The organism is Bradyrhizobium sp. 2S1 (assembly GCF_011516625.5).
Classification (GTDB): Bacteria; Pseudomonadota; Alphaproteobacteria; order Rhizobiales; family Xanthobacteraceae; genus Bradyrhizobium; species Bradyrhizobium septentrionale.
Genome location: NZ_CP147717.1, coordinates 8,210,776 through 8,228,775, shown reverse-complemented (window position 1 = coordinate 8,228,775; position 18,000 = coordinate 8,210,776). Strand labels below are relative to the sequence as shown.

12 protein-coding genes and 2 pseudogenes are annotated in these 18,000 nt (G+C 62.4%); 3 read left to right on the top strand and 11 right to left on the bottom strand.

Annotated elements, in window-relative coordinates; translation table 11 throughout:
• Nucleotides 1–445 precede the first annotated feature (445 nt).
• Nucleotides 446–2,223: pseudogene (locus tag HAP54_RS38880) on the top strand (B12-binding domain-containing radical SAM protein).
• A 141-nt stretch (nt 2,224–2,364) separates the two neighbouring features.
• Here HAP54_RS38880 and ppx read toward each other — a convergent pair.
• From ppx to HAP54_RS38860, 4 genes are all read right to left on the bottom strand, one after another.
• Nucleotides 2,365–3,867, bottom strand: coding sequence for an exopolyphosphatase (ppx, locus tag HAP54_RS38875; protein ID WP_166296174.1), 1,503 nt, complete (start codon nt 3,865–3,867; stop codon nt 2,365–2,367).
• Between the two features lie 12 nt (nt 3,868–3,879).
• Nucleotides 3,880–6,084 carry an RNA degradosome polyphosphate kinase gene (locus HAP54_RS38870; protein WP_166296171.1) on the bottom strand — a complete coding sequence of 735 codons (2,205 nt, stop codon included), beginning with the start codon at nt 6,082–6,084 and terminating at the stop codon, nt 3,880–3,882.
• Between the two features lie 132 nt (nt 6,085–6,216).
• A complete protein-coding gene (locus HAP54_RS38865; protein WP_166296168.1) occupies nt 6,217–6,894 on the bottom strand; it encodes a DnaA/Hda family protein in 678 nt (225 codons plus the stop codon).
• 38 nt (nt 6,895–6,932) lie between these two features.
• Entirely contained in the window at nt 6,933–7,475 is a 543-nt protein-coding gene (locus HAP54_RS38860; RefSeq protein ID WP_028332358.1) for a CDP-alcohol phosphatidyltransferase family protein, read from the bottom strand.
• Nucleotides 7,476–7,635: 160 nt separating this feature from the next.
• Between HAP54_RS38860 and purM the strand changes: the two genes are divergently transcribed.
• Together purM and purN are read left to right on the top strand one after the other, a co-directional pair.
• Nucleotides 7,636–8,721 (top strand): phosphoribosylformylglycinamidine cyclo-ligase, encoded by a 1,086-nt coding sequence (purM, locus tag HAP54_RS38855; RefSeq protein ID WP_166296165.1) that lies wholly within the window; start codon nt 7,636–7,638, stop codon nt 8,719–8,721.
• A complete protein-coding gene (gene purN / locus HAP54_RS38850) occupies nt 8,718–9,368 on the top strand; it encodes a phosphoribosylglycinamide formyltransferase (protein WP_166296162.1) in 651 nt (216 codons plus the stop codon). The genes purM and purN overlap by 4 nt, the downstream gene beginning before the upstream one ends.
• A 79-nt stretch (nt 9,369–9,447) precedes the next feature.
• Here the strand turns inward: purN and HAP54_RS38845 are convergent, their stop codons facing one another.
• From HAP54_RS38845 to HAP54_RS38815, 7 genes and pseudogenes are all read right to left on the bottom strand, one after another.
• Entirely contained in the window at nt 9,448–9,651 is a 204-nt protein-coding gene (locus tag HAP54_RS38845; protein WP_021079877.1) for a cold-shock protein, read from the bottom strand.
• Between the two features lie 367 nt (nt 9,652–10,018).
• The gene (gene rnd / locus HAP54_RS38840; RefSeq protein WP_166296159.1) at nt 10,019–11,167 is read right to left on the bottom strand and encodes a ribonuclease D; all 1,149 of its coding nucleotides are present in this window, start codon (nt 11,165–11,167) and stop codon (nt 10,019–10,021) included.
• 304 nt (nt 11,168–11,471) lie between these two features.
• A complete protein-coding gene (locus tag HAP54_RS38835) occupies nt 11,472–12,536 on the bottom strand; it encodes an IS630 family transposase (protein ID WP_166204319.1) in 1,065 nt (354 codons plus the stop codon).
• Between the two features lie 55 nt (nt 12,537–12,591).
• Nucleotides 12,592–13,656, bottom strand: coding sequence for an IS630 family transposase (locus tag HAP54_RS38830; protein ID WP_166204319.1), 1,065 nt, complete (start codon nt 13,654–13,656; stop codon nt 12,592–12,594).
• Nucleotides 13,657–13,754: 98 nt separating this feature from the next.
• On the bottom strand, nt 13,755–15,089 hold the full coding sequence (locus HAP54_RS38825; RefSeq protein ID WP_166296156.1) for an IS1182 family transposase: 1,335 nt from the start codon (nt 15,087–15,089) through the stop codon (nt 13,755–13,757).
• A gap of 1,001 nt (nt 15,090–16,090) precedes the next feature.
• Nucleotides 16,091–16,803: pseudogene (locus HAP54_RS38820) on the bottom strand (IS5 family transposase).
• Nucleotides 16,804–16,909: 106 nt separating this feature from the next.
• On the bottom strand, nt 16,910–17,974 hold the full coding sequence (locus HAP54_RS38815; protein ID WP_166204319.1) for an IS630 family transposase: 1,065 nt from the start codon (nt 17,972–17,974) through the stop codon (nt 16,910–16,912).
• Nucleotides 17,975–18,000 lie beyond the last annotated feature (26 nt).

Sequence of the window (18,000 nt, the reverse complement as noted above, 5' to 3'; positions counted from 1 at the left end):
AGAACTCAAGCGGTGGATGGGTCAGACCCTTGGCGTTGCCATTGGTGATCCCTGATTCGTAACGACACATCGCTGATATCGGATCTGCCCTTAATTCCGCCCGAACTGCATGCGATGCTTCTGGACAGTCCGTTCCTGCGGCTCGCGGCGACGCCCGCGGCATCAAAAGATGACCCGACATCTGGGCCGCCAATCATAACGTCATCCACACCTGCGATGAGTGGAAGAGTTACCTTGCACGGCTGCTTACCCTGACCGATCGCAACTGCGACGGGCATCTCGATCCATCCGAATTCACACTCATCGGTCGGGCTGCAGGGCGAAATGAAAGCTGAAAGCACAGATCAGAAGGCACCGAATGCCGGGCGCCGCTGCTGATGTGGATTTCAGCAGATGGGCCGCCGCGGTGTTTATTTTCAGCACTGTGCCAACCAGGAGACAGTTAGTGCTGCAATCCGATATAGCGGCGAGGCGACGCTTTCAGCTCATCCTGGTCAAGCCGTCTCACTACGATGATGACGGATACGTGATCCGATGGTGGCGCGCCATGACGCCGTCGAATTCGCTGGCGGCCGTGTATGGCATTGCGGCGGATTGCGCCGAACGCCGGGTGCTCGGGCCCGATGTCGATTTTGATATTGAAGCCATCGACGAGACCAATACGCGCATCGACATCCCGGCGCTCCTGAGCCGCTTCAGGAGTCACGGCGGTTTCGGATGTGTGGCCCTGATCGGCGTTCAATCGAACCAATATCCGCGCGCCCTCGACATCGCCCGTTCGTTCCGGGCAGCCGGGATTGCCGTCGCCATCGGTGGTTTTCATGTCTCGGGTTGCCTGTCGATGCTGGATGGCCGCGCCGTGGAACTCGACGCTTGCCGGGAGATGGGCGTCGCCATATTCGCGGGTGAAGCCGAAGGGCGTCTTGAATCCGTCATTGCCGACGTAGCTGCTGGACGCCTCGCGCCGCTCTACAACCACATGAAAGAGTTGCCGGGCATGGACGGCGTGCCGGTGCCGTTCCTCCCGAAGCGATATATCGAACGGACGCTTGGCTCCAGCGCCAGTTTCGATGCCGGCCGCGGCTGCCCCTACCAGTGCTCGTTTTGTACCATTATCAACGTGCAAGGCCGCAAATCGCGCTACCGATCGGCCGACGATGTGGAGCACATCGTGCGCCTCAACTGGGCCCAAGGCATTCGAAAATTCTTCATCACCGACGATAACTTTGCGCGCAACAAAGAGTGGGAATCGACCTTCGATCGCCTCATCCAGCTCCGCGAAATGGACGGCATCCCGCTCGGCCTGATGATCCAGGTCGACACGCTATGCCACAAGATCCCCAACTTCATGGAAAAGGCAAAACGCGCCGGAGTAAAAAAGGTCTTCATTGGACTTGAAAACATCAACCCCGACAATCTTGCGCTAGCGAAGAAGCGGCAGAACAAGATCACCGAGTATCGAAAGATGCTGCTGGCCTGGAAGGAGCAGGGCATCTTGACCATCGCGGGCTATATCCTGGGCTTTCCAGCCGACACGCCGGAGACAATCAAACGCGACATCGCCATCATCCAGGAAGAACTGCCGATCGACCTTCTCGAGTTCTTTTGTCTGACGCCGCTGCCCGGCTCCGAAGATCACCAGACGCTCTGGAAAAACGGCACAGCCATGGAAGCGGACCTCAACAGCTACCATGTCGAACACGTCTGTACGGCCCATCCCAAGATGAGCAAGCAAGAGTGGCAGGACATCTATCACGAGGCCTGGCAGCTCTATTATACGCCCAAGCACATGAAGGTTCTGCTGCGACGCGCCGCGGCCACCGGCGTTCCGATCGGCAATCTCGCAAAGTACCTACTCACTTTTTCGACGACGGATCGCCTCGAAAAGGTACATCCCCTTCAGGGTGGGATTTTCCGCCTCAAGCATCCGTCCGAGCGGCGACCCGGCTTGCCGCGCGAGAACTCCTGGCTGTTCTGGCTGCGCTTTGGCTGGGAGACGCTCGTGAAGCACAGCGTCCTCACCGTGGCGATCGGACGGTTGTTGATTTGGAAAACGGTCATCGCCTACACCCGGGGGCCAGCAACTATCTTGACCGCGCGCTCACGCCGGTCAGCGACGACGGTGATGAGACGCTCGACCTTCTCACCAAGACGGCGGGCGCCCGCGCTGCGGTCGCTCATTTCGAGAGAATCGCCGGACTGACGGGCACCCAAGTCGCTTGATGCAAGGCCCATTTTAGGTCGAGCTGTTGCGGATGAGCTTCGACACACGTCCGGCGAAGCTCGTCTCGGGCGTGTGACGGAAGGCGAAGTCCTCGTTTCGGTTCACCGGTTCACCGAACGCTGCCTGTCATAGAACCAGGGTTAGCGCCGCACGATCGAGCCGGTGCGCCCGACCAGCCGTGCCAGCTGCTTGAAACGGCTGCCGACGCGGTCGGCAACCAGATCCACCATCCGGTGCTCGAACACCAGCATCAGCTTGCGGCCCTGGGTGCGGAAATGGGTTGCCGGCAGCACGCCGGTGCGCGCCGCCGTGATCAGATGCGCGACGCGGAACGCGGCGCCGAGCACGCGCGCGCGCTCGTCCATCGCCGGCGTCACCAGCGCGCGGATCTGCGACGGCGGTTCGTTTTCCTCGCTGAGGCCGGCGTAGCGATAGAACACCGAGAGCGCGACGAAGGCGCGCCCCTGATGGGTGATCGAGCCGAAATTGCCGTTCATGATCAGGCTGAGGGTTTCCTCGCCGCGATGATCGGGATGCACCCGCCAGCCGATGTCGGAGAGCAGGCAGGCGACGTGACGCAGCCTGCGGTCTTCCTCGGTCTCGCGCAGCCTGACGACGCGCACCAGCCGGTCGGTCCACGCCGTCAGCTCCTGGGCGTGGCGGGCCGAGCGCGACAGCAGTTCGTTGAGATTCTGCGCGGCGCAGACCAGCCCGTCCTTGGCGCGCTCGGCCTGCGGCAGCATCTCGTAGAGCAGGCCTTCGCGCACGCCGAAGGTCGAGAACACGATGGTCTTCGGCTGCGCGACGCGGATGATGTATTCGAGCACAAGCGCGGCATAGCTCAGCAGGGGCCGCCGCGCATCGGCGACCGACTCGATGTTGGCCAGCATGTTGGTGGCCGCCAGCCGCCGCAGCCGCTGCGCGAAGTCGAGCGCGTCGGCCGCCGGGATCGAGTAGCCGTGCATCACCTTGAGCGGATAGCCGCTCTGGATGATGTGAATGCGCGCCAGCGCACGCCAGGTGCCGCCGACCGCGTAGAAGGTGCGGCCGCGCCCGGTCTTGAGCTGGGCAACGCCGAGCAGCTCGTTCTTGACGATGCGTTCGGCGCGCTTGATCGATTTGTCCGAGAGGTCCTGCAGCGCGAGGCTGCCGAGCGGGAGCGTCACGCCGCTGCGCACCCGGTTGCCCTTGACGTCGATCAGTTCGAGCGAGCCGCCGCCGAGATCGCCGACGATGCCGTTCGGATTGTGCACGCCCGACACGACGCCGAGCGCGGACAGTTTCGCTTCACGCGGTCCGGACAGAATCTCGATCTTGGCGCCGCAGATGCGCTCGGCCTTGGCGATGAAGTCGGGACCGTTCTTGGCGTCGCGGCAGGCCGCGGTCGCGATCGCATAGACGCGGCCGACCTGCTGTATCCTGCACAGCGCGCGAAAGCGGCGCAGCGCGGTGAGCGCCTTGTTGACCGCATCGGTCGCGAGCAGGCCGGTGCTCTGCACCTCGCGTCCGAGCCCGCACAGCGCCTTCTCGTTGAAGATCGTGACGAGGCTGCGCGCCATCGCCTCGTAGACCACGAGACGAACCGAGTTCGAGCCGATATCGATCACAGCGACGCTGGAAGCGCGCTTGCGCGGCCGCTTCACAGGAAAGCCCCCTTAAGACGATGGCTGCTGACGCTCGTTACGACGCGTGAGCCGGCGCGGTGAAGATTCCTTGAGAGACTTACCACGGCCGGACAGACTCGGATTTGTCATGAAGTAGTCATGCAGGTTGAACGGCTCTTCGCCTTTCGCGGCTTTCATACGCGTTGACGACCCGTCCGGCAACAATTGCCAGCTCTGCTCGGTGTCCTTCAGGTTCGCGACCATGATCTGTTCGAGAACCTGCTGATGCACCGTGGGATTTTGCAGCGGACAGAGAACCTCGACGCGGCGGTCGAGGTTCCGCGGCATCATGTCGGCGGACGAGATATACACAGCAGCTTTTGTGCTCGGCAGGCCCTGACCCATGCCGAAGCAATAGATCCGACCGTGTTCCAGGAACCGGCCGATCACCGATTTGACGCGAATATTCTCCGACAATCCTGGCAGCCCCGGCCGCAGGCAGCAGATGCCGCGCACCACGAGCTCGATCGCGACGCCGGCCTGCGAGGCCTCGTACAGGGCGTCGATGATGTCGGGATCGACCAGCGCGTTCATCTTCATCCAGATCGCGCCGGGCCGGCCATGTTTGACGTGGGCGATCTCGCCGTGGATGTGCTCGATGATCCGCTTGCGCAATGTCAGCGGCGACACTGCCATCTTCTCGATGTCGCTCGGCTCGGCATAACCGGTGATGTAGTTGAACACCCGCGCGACGTCGCGGCCGATGATCGGGTCCGACGTAAAGTAGGAGACGTCGGTGTAGATGCGGGCGGTGACCGGATGATAGTTGCCGGTGCCGGTGTGCACATAGGTCGTGAGATTTCCGCCCTCGCGGCGCACCACCATCGACAGCTTGGCGTGCGTCTTCAGTTCGATGAAGCCGTAGACGACCTGCACGCCGGCGCGTTCGAGGTCGCGCGCCCAGCGGATATTGGCCTCCTCGTCGAAGCGCGCCTTCAACTCGATCAGCGCGGTCACCGACTTGCCGGCCTCGGCGGCATCCGCCAGCGCGCGCACGACCGGCGAGTTGTTCGAGGTGCGGTAGAGTGTCTGCTTGATCGCGACGACGTCGGGGTCACGCGCCGCCTGCTGCAGGAACTGCACGACGACGTCGAAGGATTCGTAGGGGTGATGGACCACGAGGTCCTTCTGCCTGATAGCGGCAAAGATATCGCCGCCATGGTCGCGCACCCGCTCGGGATGGCGCGGCACATAGGGCGGGAATTCGAGGTCCGGGCGATCGAGGCGGGTCAGCTGCGACAGCTCGTTCATCGCCAGCACGCCGTCGACCAGGATCACTTCATCATCCGCCGCCGACAGAGCGTGCTGCACGAAGCTGCGGAGCTCTTCCGGCATCTTGGCTTCGATCTCGAGCCGGATCACCGATCCGCGCCGGCGGCGCTTCAGCGCCGTCTCGAACAGGCGAACGAGGTCCTCGGCTTCTTCCTCGATTTCGAGTTCGGAGTCCCTGATGATGCGAAACGCGCCCTGGCCCTTGACGGTGTAGCCAGGGAACAGGCGGCCGATGAACAGACCAGTGGCCTGCTCGAGTGTGATCAGCCGCGCCGGACCGCTTTCCTTCGTGGAGGGAAGGCGGATGAAGCGGTCGATCTTGCCGGGCATGCGGATCAGCGCGTTCATCGCCTTGCCGTCGGATATCCGCGACAATTGCAGCGCCACGGTGAAGCCGAGGTTCGGGATGAACGGGAAGGGATGGGCCGGGTCGATCGCCAGCGGCGTCAGCAGCGGGAAGATGTTGTGGAGGAAGTGATCCTCGATCCAGGTGCGTTCGGATTTGGTGACGTCGCGCCCGTCGACCAGCTGGATGCCGACCTTGGACAGGATCGTCCGCAGATCGCTCCAGATCGCCTGCTGGTCGGAGGCGAGCTGTGAGACGGTCTTGTTGATCATCACGAGCTGCTCGGCCGGCAGCAGGCCGTCCGGGCTGCGCTCGGCAATGCCTTCGCGGACCTGCGCCTTGATGCCGGCGACGCGGACCATGAAGAACTCGTCAAGGTTATTCGCCGAAATCGACAGGAAGCGGACCCGCTCCAGCACGGGATGGCCGGTATTGACCGATTCCTCGAGCACCCGGCGGTTGAAGTGCAGCCAGGAGAGCTCCCGGTTGATGAATCGCTCGGGGCTGGATGCAATCGCCGGGACGGCGGGTAGCTCCGCCTCTTTTTCTTTGATTTCAGTAGCTTGTGCCGAGTCCATCAAGTGCTGGTCCAATTCGGGGCAGGGAGCCGGAGCGGTGTAGCCGAGGGCCGCACAGACCATGTGATATTGCGATGACGTTTCGATGACATTGATGTTCCGCCCGCCTGCGCCGTCAAGCCGCGGGACCCGTCAGGCATCGCGCAACAGTTCCGCCGCCAGCGCCCGCGTCACCGGGCGGCCGAGCCGCAGTGCCTCGGTGTCCAGGAGCTCGACCGCCTGCCGGACGGCGGTATAGGAGCGCTCGATCCGGTTGCAGAGGTAGCTGACCAGCGGCTCGTCCACGCTCATCTGGCGGTCGGCGCAGAACTTCACGATCAGGCCGCGGAACAGCTGGTCGTCGGGCGGCAGCAGCGTCACCGTCGGCACCGCGCGGAGCCGGGAGCGCAGGTCGCGCAATTCGATCTCGAACGCTGACGGCGGAATGCGCGCCGTGATCAGCACGAAGGCATCGTCCTGGCGCGCGAGATTCATCAGATGGAACATCGCGCGCTCGTCGAAATCCGACGGCCTCAGGTCCTCGACCACCAGCGCGCCGGTCGCAAGCGCGGTCGGCACCGCCTCGGCGGTCAGCGCATGCGCGGCGGTCGAGCGAGCGCCGGCGCTCTCGGCCCAGATCGCGGCGAGGTGGCTTTTACCGGAGCCGTCCGGTCCCACCAGCAGCATGATTCGGTTCGGCCAGTCGGGCCAGCCATCGATCAGCGCCAGCGCAGCCTCATTGGCGGGCCCCTCGAGGAAATCGTCGCGGGTCAGTTTCTCCTCGTGCGGCAGGGCCAAGGCCAATTGACGAGGTTGAACGCTACCGGCCACGCAAGTCTCCAAACCACTTTATTTTAGCAGATTATGCTCTACCGAGCTTCGATCGTGCTCATGTGCCGCACCCACTCCACGAGATAGAGGGACACCGAACCCAAAGTAAAGATCGTGACCAAACCCATCAGGATCAGGTCGTAGGGGTGCGGCTGGAAGCCGAAGCCGAGCGAGGCCAGCACCAGCGCTGCGAATGCGACCTGCGCCACCGTGTTGAGCTTCGACACCATCAGCGGCTTCATCTCGACCGGCTTGTCGAACAACCATGACACAATCACGGCGGAGACGATCATGATGTCGCGCGACACCACCAGAATCACGATCCAGCGCGGTACCGCGCCCCAGATTCCGAGCGCGACATAGATCGACACCAGCAGCGCCTTGTCGGCGAGCGGGTCGAGCAGAGCGCCGAGCTCGCTCGTCATGTTGAAGCGCTTGGCGAGGAAACCGTCGACTGCGTCCGAGACGCCGGCGATCACGAAGATCGCGAACGCGATCTCCATCTGGCTGGACACGATGGCCCAGACGATCACCGGCACCAGGATGATGCGGCCGAGGGTGATGATATTCGGAATGCTCAACTTGAATCGCTTCCCGGCTAGAAGCCTGATTTTACTCGATATCCGGCTCTTTTGCGCAGTGGCCGGATGTTATCTACATAGTATCGCAGCAGCATTGCCGCGAGCCATTGCGCGGGGGCGGAATTCCTCGTAACCAGCCCCTGATCATCTGGAATTGGGCATGACCGAGCGCAAAAACGGGCTCACTTACGCGGATTCGGGTGTCGATATCGACGCCGGCAATCGTCTGGTCGATCTGATCAAGCCGATGGTGCGGGCCACCGCGCGGCCGGGTGCGGACGCCGAGATCGGCGGATTCGGCGGGTTGTTCGACCTCAAGGCCGCCGGCTTCAAGGATCCGGTCCTGGTGGCCGCGACCGACGGCGTTGGCACCAAGCTGAAGATCGCGATCGAGACCGGCATCCATGGCGGCATCGGCATCGACCTGGTCGCGATGTCGGTCAACGACCTCGTCGTGCAGGGCGCGGAACCGCTGTTCTTCCTCGACTATTTCGCCTGCGGCAAGCTCCACCCGGAGGCTACCGCACAGATCGTCGCGGGGATCGCCGAGGGCTGCCGCGAATCCGGCTGCGCGCTGATCGGCGGCGAGACCGCCGAGATGCCCGGCCTCTACAAGGACGGCGATTACGACCTCGGCGGCTTTGCGGTCGGCGCGGCCGAGCGCGGCACCCTGTTGCCGACGGCCGATATCGCGGCGGGCGACGCCGTGATCGGGCTTGCCTCCTCGGGCGTGCACTCCAACGGCTATTCGCTGGTGCGCAAGATCGTCGAGCAATCCGGCGTTGCCTATGACGCGCCGGCGCCGTTCGCGCCGGTCATGACGCTCGGCGCGGCGCTGCTGACGCCGACCAAGCTCTATGTGAAATCCTGCCTGCGCGCGATCCGCGAGACCGGCGCGGTGAAGGGGCTCGCCCACATCACCGGCGGCGGCTTCACCGACAACATTCCGCGCGTGCTGCCGAAGCACCTCGGCGTCGGCATCGATCTGGCGCGGCTGCCGGTCCTCCCGGTGTTCAAATGGCTGGCCGAGCAGGGCGGCATCGCCGAGCTCGAGCTGCTGCGCACCTTCAATTGCGGCATCGGCATGATCGCGATCGTCAAGCCGGACGCGGTCGATGCGGTGACCGAGGCCTTCACCGCCGGCGGCGAGACCGTGACGCTGCTCGGCGAGGTGATCGAGGCCAAGGGGGCGCACCAGGGTGAGCATCGCGTGATCTATAACGGTCATCTCGATCTCTCGCGATGAAGCGCCGCGTTGCCATTCTCATTTCCGGCCGCGGCTCCAACATGGCCGCGTTGATCGAGGCTGCCAAGGCTGCGGATTTTCCGGCCGAGATCGTTGCCGTGATCTCCAACCGCGCCAACGCTGGCGGGCTCGAGAAGGCGGCCGCGAGCGGCATTCCGACCATCGTCATCGAGAGCAAGCCGTTCGGCAAGGACCGCGCCGGCTTCGAGGCGGTGCTGCAGAAAGCGCTCGACGACAGGCAGGTCGAGCTGATCTGCCTCGGCGGCTTCATGCGGCTGTTCACCGCCGATTTCGCGCGGCACTGGTACGGCCGGATGCTCAACATCCATCCGTCGCTGCTGCCGTGTTTCCCCGGCCTCGATCCGCACGGCCAGGCCTTGCGCGCAGGGGTCAAGCTGTCGGGAGCGACGGTACATTTCGTGATCCCGGAGACCGATGCCGGTCCGATCGTGATGCAGGGCGCGGTCACGGTGGCTGACGACGACACGCCCGAGACGCTCGCCGCACGCGTGATCGGAATCGAGCATCGCATCTATCCGGAAGCGCTGCGGCTCCTGGCGTCCGGCCGGCTGAAGCTCGAAGGCGAGCGCTGCACGACGCAGGGCAGCGCGGCGACCGACAGCACGCTGATCGCGCCGCAGAGCTAGGGCACGCTCGCGCCGAAGGTAATCCCCCGGGGTGATGCGGCCGGGGAGGCATCAGGATGAAATCCGCCGACAGCGGCGTTCAGTGAACCTTGAGGTTCTCTGCCGACGCCTTGCCGCGGTTTTCCACCAGCTCGTACTCGACGGTCTGGTTCTCGTTGAGTGTGCTCAGTCCGGCGCGCTCGACCGCCGAGATGTGGACGAACACATCCTTGTCGCCGACGGCCGGCTTGATGAACCCGTATCCTTTGGTCGGGTTGAACCATTTGACGGTACCCTTCGGCATCGTCTCTCTCCCAGTTTAGACATAAAAAAGACGCGGCCACGTTTTCCACGTGCCACGCCACAAGCGGGCTTTCCGCTGTCTGCTCAATTCGGGGGTCTTCAGATCCAAAGTCTTCAAGTCCGAAGTTTCGCCTCTCGAAGCCTTGGATATCAACGTCGCGAAACGCACAGTCGAACGGCCGCAATCCGATTGTGAAGCGATTGCAACACGAAAATTGCGCCTTAGCAAGCCAGCTCGCCGCGGTAGTTTCGCGTGACGCAACCGGAGCCTGTGGCCGGCGGGGGCCGCGATGGCGCATTCGGCCACTGGCCGACCGTGCGGGGCGCTGCCGCTTCGCGCGCAGCAGAGGGCTCCGACCCGACGTGAGCTAGCTCCGATCCACCCGCACCACGCGGCCCTTGTCGATCGCGAGGGCGAGCTGGCCGTGCTTGAGCTTGAGCGCGGCCTCGCCGAACAATTCGCGCCGCCAGCCGTGCAGGGCGCCGACCTCGGCCTGATCGTCGGCCGCGATCTGCTCGAGATCGTCGACGGTGGCGATCACCTTGCTGGCGACGCCGTGGCGTTCCGAGGTCATGCGCAGCAGCACCTTCAGCAGCTCGACGGTCGCGGCACCATTGGAGTTGTTGCGGGGCTTTTCCAGCTTGGGGAGCGACGCCTGGTCGCGGGCGAGCCCGCGCTGCACGGCAGCAATGATGTCGGCGCCCCATTTCGAGCGCTCAAAACCCTTCGGCAGCGAACGCAGATTGCCGAGCTTGTCGAGCGAGGTCGGCGCATGGGTGGCGATATCGCCGACCGCATCGTCCTTGAGCACGCGCGAGCGCGGCACGTCGCGGCTCTGCGCCTCCTGCTCGCGCCAGGCCGCGACCTCGATCAGCACCGCGAGCTCGCGCGGCTTGCGGACGCGGGTCTTGAGCCGCTCCCAGGCACGCTCGGGATGGAAATCGTAGGTCTTCGGCGAGGTCAGGACCTCCATCTCCTCGCTGACCCACTCGCTGCGGTCGCGCTTCCTGAGATCGGCGTCGAGTGCTGCGAAGACTTCGCGCAGATGGGTGACGTCGGAGACCGCGTAATGCAGCTGCTCCTCGCTCAGCGGGCGGCGCGACCAGTCGGTGAAGCGATGGGTCTTGTCGGGGCGGTGGCCGGTGACGCGATCGACCAGCTGGTCATAGGCGATGCTGTCGCCATAGCCGAGCACCATGGCGGCGACCTGGGTGTCGAAGATCGGATGCGGGATCGTGCCGGAGAGATGCCAGACGATTTCGATGTCCTGCCGCGCGGCATGAAACACCTTCAGGACGGCCTCGTTCGACATCAGATCGAAGAACGGCTTGAGGTCGATGCCGGGCGCCAGCGCGTCGACCACGACGGCTTCGTCCGCGCTCGCCATCTGCACGACGCAGAGCAGCGGATAGTAGGTCGTCTCCCGCAGGAACTCGGTGTCGACGGTGATGACCTTGTGTTGAGCGAGCCGGTCGCAGGCGGCGGCGAGGTCGGGGGTCGTGCTAATCAGATCCATGAACAGTCCATGACGGCTTGACCCCACGCGTTCTGCCGAAAGGGCAGCTATGTCAAGGGTCTTGCTGGGATTTTGGCCCTGCACGAGGTGAGGGGCAGGGCAATTTTGAATTGATTGGGCGCGATTCGAGGGCGTTTTCGGCCGGGTCGGGCCGCGAATTCGTCCGTCATCCTGGCGAAAGCCAGGACCGATAACCACCGAAATTCGTTGGCCGGGGGATCGCGGCCCCCGACTTCGTGCGGCAATTGGCACTTGGGGTAATGGGTCTTGGCTCCCGTGCGCAATTGCGCACTAGTACCCAGAATCAGAGCTGAGTGATACGGCGGCCTTTGAAACGGCGTTGACGGACCTTTTTCTTGGTCCAGACGAAGGGCTCGGCTCTGTCGTTGTATGCGTTGACGTAGGCATCGATGTGCTCCTGAAGCTGCGTGAGGCTTGTGAAGGAGGTGCCGCTGAGCGACTGCCCCTGCAAGATCGAAAACCATACCTCGACCTGATTGAGCCAAGACGCACTTGTCGGCGTGAAATGAAATTGCACGTTGGGGTGGGCCTTGAGCCAATGCTCGTTCTTCTTGTGGGTGTTGAGGTTGTCGAGGATGACGTGAAGCTTCCGGTTCGGAAAAGCCGCGGTGACGCTGTTCATGAAGTCGAGAAACTCGACGCGGCGTCGGCGTTTTGAATGCGCCGCGATGATCTTTCCGGTGGCGACTTCGAGCGCCGCAAACAATGTTGTGGTGCCATGCCGCTTGTAATCGTGGCTCTGGCCGGTCAAGGCGCGGCCATTGGGCAACTTCAGATAACCCTGCGCTCGCTCCAAAGCCTGGATCGAGGGCTTCTCGTCCACGCACAGCACAATGGCCTTCGCGGGCGGGGCGACATAGAGGCCGACAACATCGGCGGCTTTGGCCGTAAAGTTCGGGTCGTTGCTCTCACACCAGGACTTACGAGCCGCGAGGTCAATCTTGTGGCTGCGCAGGAACCGCCAGACATATTGGACGTCAACATCGCCCAGCGCCCCGGCCAGCAGGGGCCCGGTCCAGCGTGCGAACCCGTCCGGCGGCGGCTTGTCCAGCAGCTTCAGAATCCGCTTGTCGGTGGCCTTCGTATAGATTGGCTGCTTGCCCGGTCGCGGCTTGTCTTGCAGCCCTTCAAGGCCTTGGTCGGCATAGCGATGCCGCCAAAGGCTGACAATCCGCGGCTGGACCCCAACTTCCTTGGCGATCGACCGAGTGCTGCGTCCATCCGCCGCCAACAGAACTATCCGCGCCCGCTTCAAATCGCGCTGCAACGTCACCGGGGAGCGGCAACACGCCTCAAGCACCTTGCGATCTTTCCTCGAAAGGTGGACTTCTCTTGCTTCGGGTATCATCCCGACCTTGAATCACGACTCACGCTTTAAGAACAGTAGGTACTAGTACCCAGAATCAGAGCTGAGTGATACGGCGGCCTTTGAAACGGCGTTGACGGACCTTTTTCTTGGTCCAGACGAAGGGCTCGGCTCTGTCGTTGTATGCGTTGACGTAGGCATCGATGTGCTCCTGAAGCTGCGTGAGGCTTGTGAAGGAGGTGCCGCTGAGCGACTGCCCCTGCAAGATCGAAAACCATACCTCGACCTGATTGAGCCAAGACGCACTTGTCGGCGTGAAATGAAATTGCACGTTGGGGTGGGCCTTGAGCCAATGCTCGTTCTTCTTGTGGGTGTTGAGGTTGTCGAGGATGACGTGAAGCTTCCGGTTCGGAAAAGCCGCGGTGACGCTGTTCATGAAGTCGAGAAACTCGACGCGGCGTCGGCGTTTTGAATGCGCCGCGATGATCTTTCCGGTGGCGACTTCGAGCGCCGCAAACAATGTTGTGGTGCCATGCCGCTTGTAATCGTGGCTCTGGCCGGTCAAGGCGCGGCCATTGGGCAACTTCAGATAACCCTGCGCTCGCTCCAAAGCCTGGATCGAGGGCTTCTCGTCCACGCACAGCACAATGGCCTTCGCGGGCGGGGCGACATAGAGGCCGACAACATCGGCGGCTTTGGCCGTAAAGTTCGGGTCGTTGCTCTCACACCAGGACTTACGAGCCGCGAGGTCAATCTTGTGGCTGCGCAGGAACCGCCAGACATATTGGACGTCAACATCGCCCAGCGCCCCGGCCAGCAGGGGCCCGGTCCAGCGTGCGAACCCGTCCGGCGGCGGCTTGTCCAGCAGCTTCAGAATCCGCTTGTCGGTGGCCTTCGTATAGATTGGCTGCTTGCCCGGTCGCGGCTTGTCTTGCAGCCCTTCAAGGCCTTGGTCGGCATAGCGATGCCGCCAAAGGCTGACAATCCGCGGCTGGACCCCAACTTCCTTGGCGATCGACCGAGTGCTGCGTCCATCCGCCGCCAACAGAACTATCCGCGCCCGCTTCAAATCGCGCTGCAACGTCACCGGGGAGCGGCAACACGCCTCAAGCACCTTGCGATCTTTCCTCGAAAGGTGGACTTCTCTTGCTTCGGGTATCATCCCGACCTTGAATCACGACTCACGCTTTAAGAACAGTAGGTACTAGGAGCCCGTCCAGATATGTTTTCGTGACGGGCATTTGTTGTAGAGTAGCAGGCTCAGGCTGCGTTTGCGAGGTTGAACAGCTTGAGGAGGTTATGGACGGTGCAGATCATTGTCCACTCGGCGCGCACTTTCTCGATGCCCCGCAACAGGAACTGGCGGAAGCCTCTTGCCTGTTTGATCTGCCCGAACACCGGCTCCACCACTTGCTTTCGCAATCGGTAGGGTGTTTCGAAGCCGCCATCGTCGATCTTCTTTCGCATGGCCTGTGTCAGCGGGCCGCCGACTTTTCCGTTCGCTACTGTCGGGTGCTTGGCGCGTCCGGGCGCGACATAGCCATCGATGCTGCGTGTGTCGAGCGCTTCGAGATTGGCTTCGCTGCAGTAGCCGGAATCCGCTGAGGCCTGCCGCGGCTTGCGGCCAAGATTGCTCTCGATGGCCTCGATCAGGGGCACCAACTGGCCCTGATCGAGGCCGTGCTGGGTCAGTTCTTGCGCGACAATGATCTGGGCATGTGCATCGACGGCCGCCTGGGCATTATAGGCCTGAACGAAGCCATCCTTCGACTTCATGATGCGGCTTTCCGGATCGGTGAAGTTGCGTTGCGCCTTGGGATTGGGTTCCTCCGATGGCAGCGCCGCCGGTTTGCCCGGCTTCTTGCGGCCTTCGGCCTGGCGCTGCTGTTCCTTTTCGGCCTCGATGCGGCGCTCTTCCTCCGCCGCCAGTTTGGCGTCCGCTTCCAGCGCCGCCATCGCTTGCTGGATCTTCGCCAGCCGTTTCTGCTTGTCGACGGTCCAGTCCGGCAGTTCGTCGCTGTTGCCGAAAGTCTCATCCTCCGAGGCATCCGCCGCCTCGGCGGCCGCCAGCATGCGAGCGACCTCGGCCTTCAATTCCGCCTCGCGCTTCTTCATGCGCTCATAACTCATCGCCTTGTGTTTCGACGCGTTCGCCTTGATCTTCGTACCATCCAGCGCGACATGACCGAGCTTGACCAGCCCGGCCGTCTCGCACAACTTCAGAACCTGCACGAATAGCGCGCCGAGCGCCTTCAAATGTCGCTTGCGAAAGTCGCTGATCGTCCGAAAATCCGGCGCATCCAGCGCCACGATCATCACAAAATCGTTCCGCTCCCGGCAGGCCTTGGCAATCCGACGCGACGAATACAGCCCACTCGCATAGCTATGCAGCAGCAGCGCCACCATCATCCGCGGATCAAACGGCGGCTGCCCAAGCCCGCTCACATAGCTGCCCATGATCTCCCTGAGATCGAGGCTCTCCCGCACCAGATCAACCATAAACCGCGAGACATGGCCTTTCGGCACGAAGTCCTGCACATTCGGCGGCAGAAGCAGCGTCTGATCGATGTTCCAAGGCCGAAAATACTTGCTCATCGCCCAATGTTGAATCAGACCCGACCAGATTTGAACAGCGACTATCCAGACAAGCTCCTAGGGCCGACGCCGACCGCATGGATTTTAAGCGGGCGGCGTTGTGCTATCGGGGCTCGCGAACATCGCAATCGGGACGGCCGCCGGCGCGTCTTCCGGGGCTAGGGCGGCGGGCGCCGAAGCCGTCCCAATCACAGCGCTCCGATCTGGAACGCAATTTCATTGTATCGGCAAAAGGCGGCAACGGAGATGCCCTCCCGGGTTACCTCAACTTGACAAGTGTCCAATAACCGTCCCGCGGGATCGGGCTGCGACAAAACAACCCGACGGGCAACTCAGCAAAACCTGTCAATCCCGCGCAGCCAAAATATTTCTGTTTCTCGGAATACCCAACTCAGTGTATGAGCTGTTCGTCTCACCCGATCGAGGGGCGCTTCGCGGTCGTCACGAACGTGGTGTGAGATGCGGTGGACGCCGATTGCGCGACTGACGAGTGCGCATGAGGCGGACGGTGAAGTCGTGTGGTCCTGACGCCCTAGCGGCAGGTGTCTTTTCGAATTGCGCGATGCGCGTTGCGAAGACGGTGACAAGCAAGCCCAGTCTCGCCGGGGAGAGCACGAAGTAAGCCGTAGCCCATCGCGCAGGGAAAGCCGGGATTGTTTCCGGTTACACCTGTGGTCCTACCCCCGTGCTTTCTACCTTTTGCACGGGGCCCATGGGTGCGATCGGCACCCGGCTTTCCCTGCGCCCTCTGATCAAGGGGGGGCGGAACGAAGAGCAAGGCTCGGACAATTCACGTCGCGAGAATGCGCAACTGCGTCCCCACCACAACCGTCATCGCCCGGCTTGACCGGGCGATCCAGTACGCCGCGGCCTTCCGGCTCAAGCACCGGCGTCTCTGGAATACTGGATCACCCGCATGCGCGGGTGATGACAGCGCGTGGTGTGACGCCTTGAATCGAGAACCATCCTCATCGTCGTCCTGGCCTAGGGCCTGTTTGGATTCATCTTGAATTTATCACAGCGGCGGTGAGATTGATCATGGCTTCGAAGCTGATATCTGTTTTGTCGGCTCGCATGGCGATCCGCTTGAATTCCTTGAGCTTGCAGAAGAAATTTTCGATCAGATGTCGCCATTTGTAGATTTCCGCGTCGATGGCGAGAGGTTTTGCGCGCCGCGGGTGCTGGGAGATGACGACCTTGGCGCCGCGTGCGTCGAGGTCGGCAATGATGGCGTTGCTGTCGAACGCCTTGTCGGCGATCATCGCATCGAAGGTCAGCCCTTCGATCAACGGCGGGACGCCGACCGTGTCGAAGCGCTGTCCTGGCAGCAGCACGAAACGCAGGAGATTGCCGAGCGCGTCGGTCAGTGCCAGGATTTTGGTGGTCATTCCGCCTTTCGAGCGGCCGATCGCCTGGTTTTGCGTCCCCCTTTTGCGCCCTGTCCGTGGCGGTGGACTTTGACGATGGTGGCATCAACCATGACGTACTCCATGTCCGGCTCGTCCGAGACCGCATCAAACATGCGCTTCCAGACGCCCGCCTTGGCCCAGTCGCGGAAGCGCGTGTACACGGTTATCCAGTTGCCGAAGGCGCGCGGCAGATCGCGCCACGGACTGCCCGTGCGCGCAATCCACAGCACGGCTTCGACAAACAGCCGGTTGTTATTGCCGCTCCGGCCGGGATCACCCGGCTTGCCAAGACAAAGCGGCTCCATCTTCGCCCATTGGGCATCAGTCAAAACGAATCGGTCCATCCCAAGCTTGAATCACAACCAAGCCAGGATGAGAATCCGGAATCCAAACAGGCCCTAGTACCCAGAATCAGAGCTGAGTGATACGGCGGCCTTTGAAACGGCGTTGACGGACCTTTTTCTTGGTCCAGACGAAGGGCTCGGCTCTGTCGTTGTATGCGTTGACGTAGGCATCGATGTGCTCCTGAAGCTGCGTGAGGCTTGTGAAGGAGGTGCCGCTGAGCGACTGCCCCTGCAAGATCGAAAACCATACCTCGACCTGATTGAGCCAAGACGCACTTGTCGGCGTGAAATGAAATTGCACGTTGGGGTGGGCCTTGAGCCAATGCTCGTTCTTCTTGTGGGTGTTGAGGTTGTCGAGGATGACGTGAAGCTTCCGGTTCGGAAAAGCCGCGGTGACGCTGTTCATGAAGTCGAGAAACTCGACGCGGCGTCGGCGTTTTGAATGCGCCGCGATGATCTTTCCGGTGGCGACTTCGAGCGCCGCAAACAATGTTGTGGTGCCATGCCGCTTGTAATCGTGGCTCTGGCCGGTCAAGGCGCGGCCATTGGGCAACTTCAGATAACCCTGCGCTCGCTCCAAAGCCTGGATCGAGGGCTTCTCGTCCACGCACAGCACAATGGCCTTCGCGGGCGGGGCGACATAGAGGCCGACAACATCGGCGGCTTTGGCCGTAAAGTTCGGGTCGTTGCTCTCACACCAGGACTTACGAGCCGCGAGGTCAATCTTGTGGCTGCGCAGGAACCGCCAGACATATTGGACGTCAACATCGCCCAGCGCCCCGGCCAGCAGGGGCCCGGTCCAGCGTGCGAACCCGTCCGGCGGCGGCTTGTCCAGCAGCTTCAGAATCCGCTTGTCGGTGGCCTTCGTATAGATTGGCTGCTTGCCCGGTCGCGGCTTGTCTTGCAGCCCTTCAAGGCCTTGGTCGGCATAGCGATGCCGCCAAAGGCTGACAATCCGCGGCTGGACCCCAACTTCCTTGGCGATCGACCGAGTGCTGCGTCCATCCGCCGCCAACAGAACTATCCGCGCCCGCTTCAAATCGCGCTGCAACGTCACCGGGGAGCGGCAACACGCCTCAAGCACCTTGCGATCTTTCCTCGAAAGGTGGACTTCTCTTGCTTCGGGTATCATCCCGACCTTGAATCACGACTCACGCT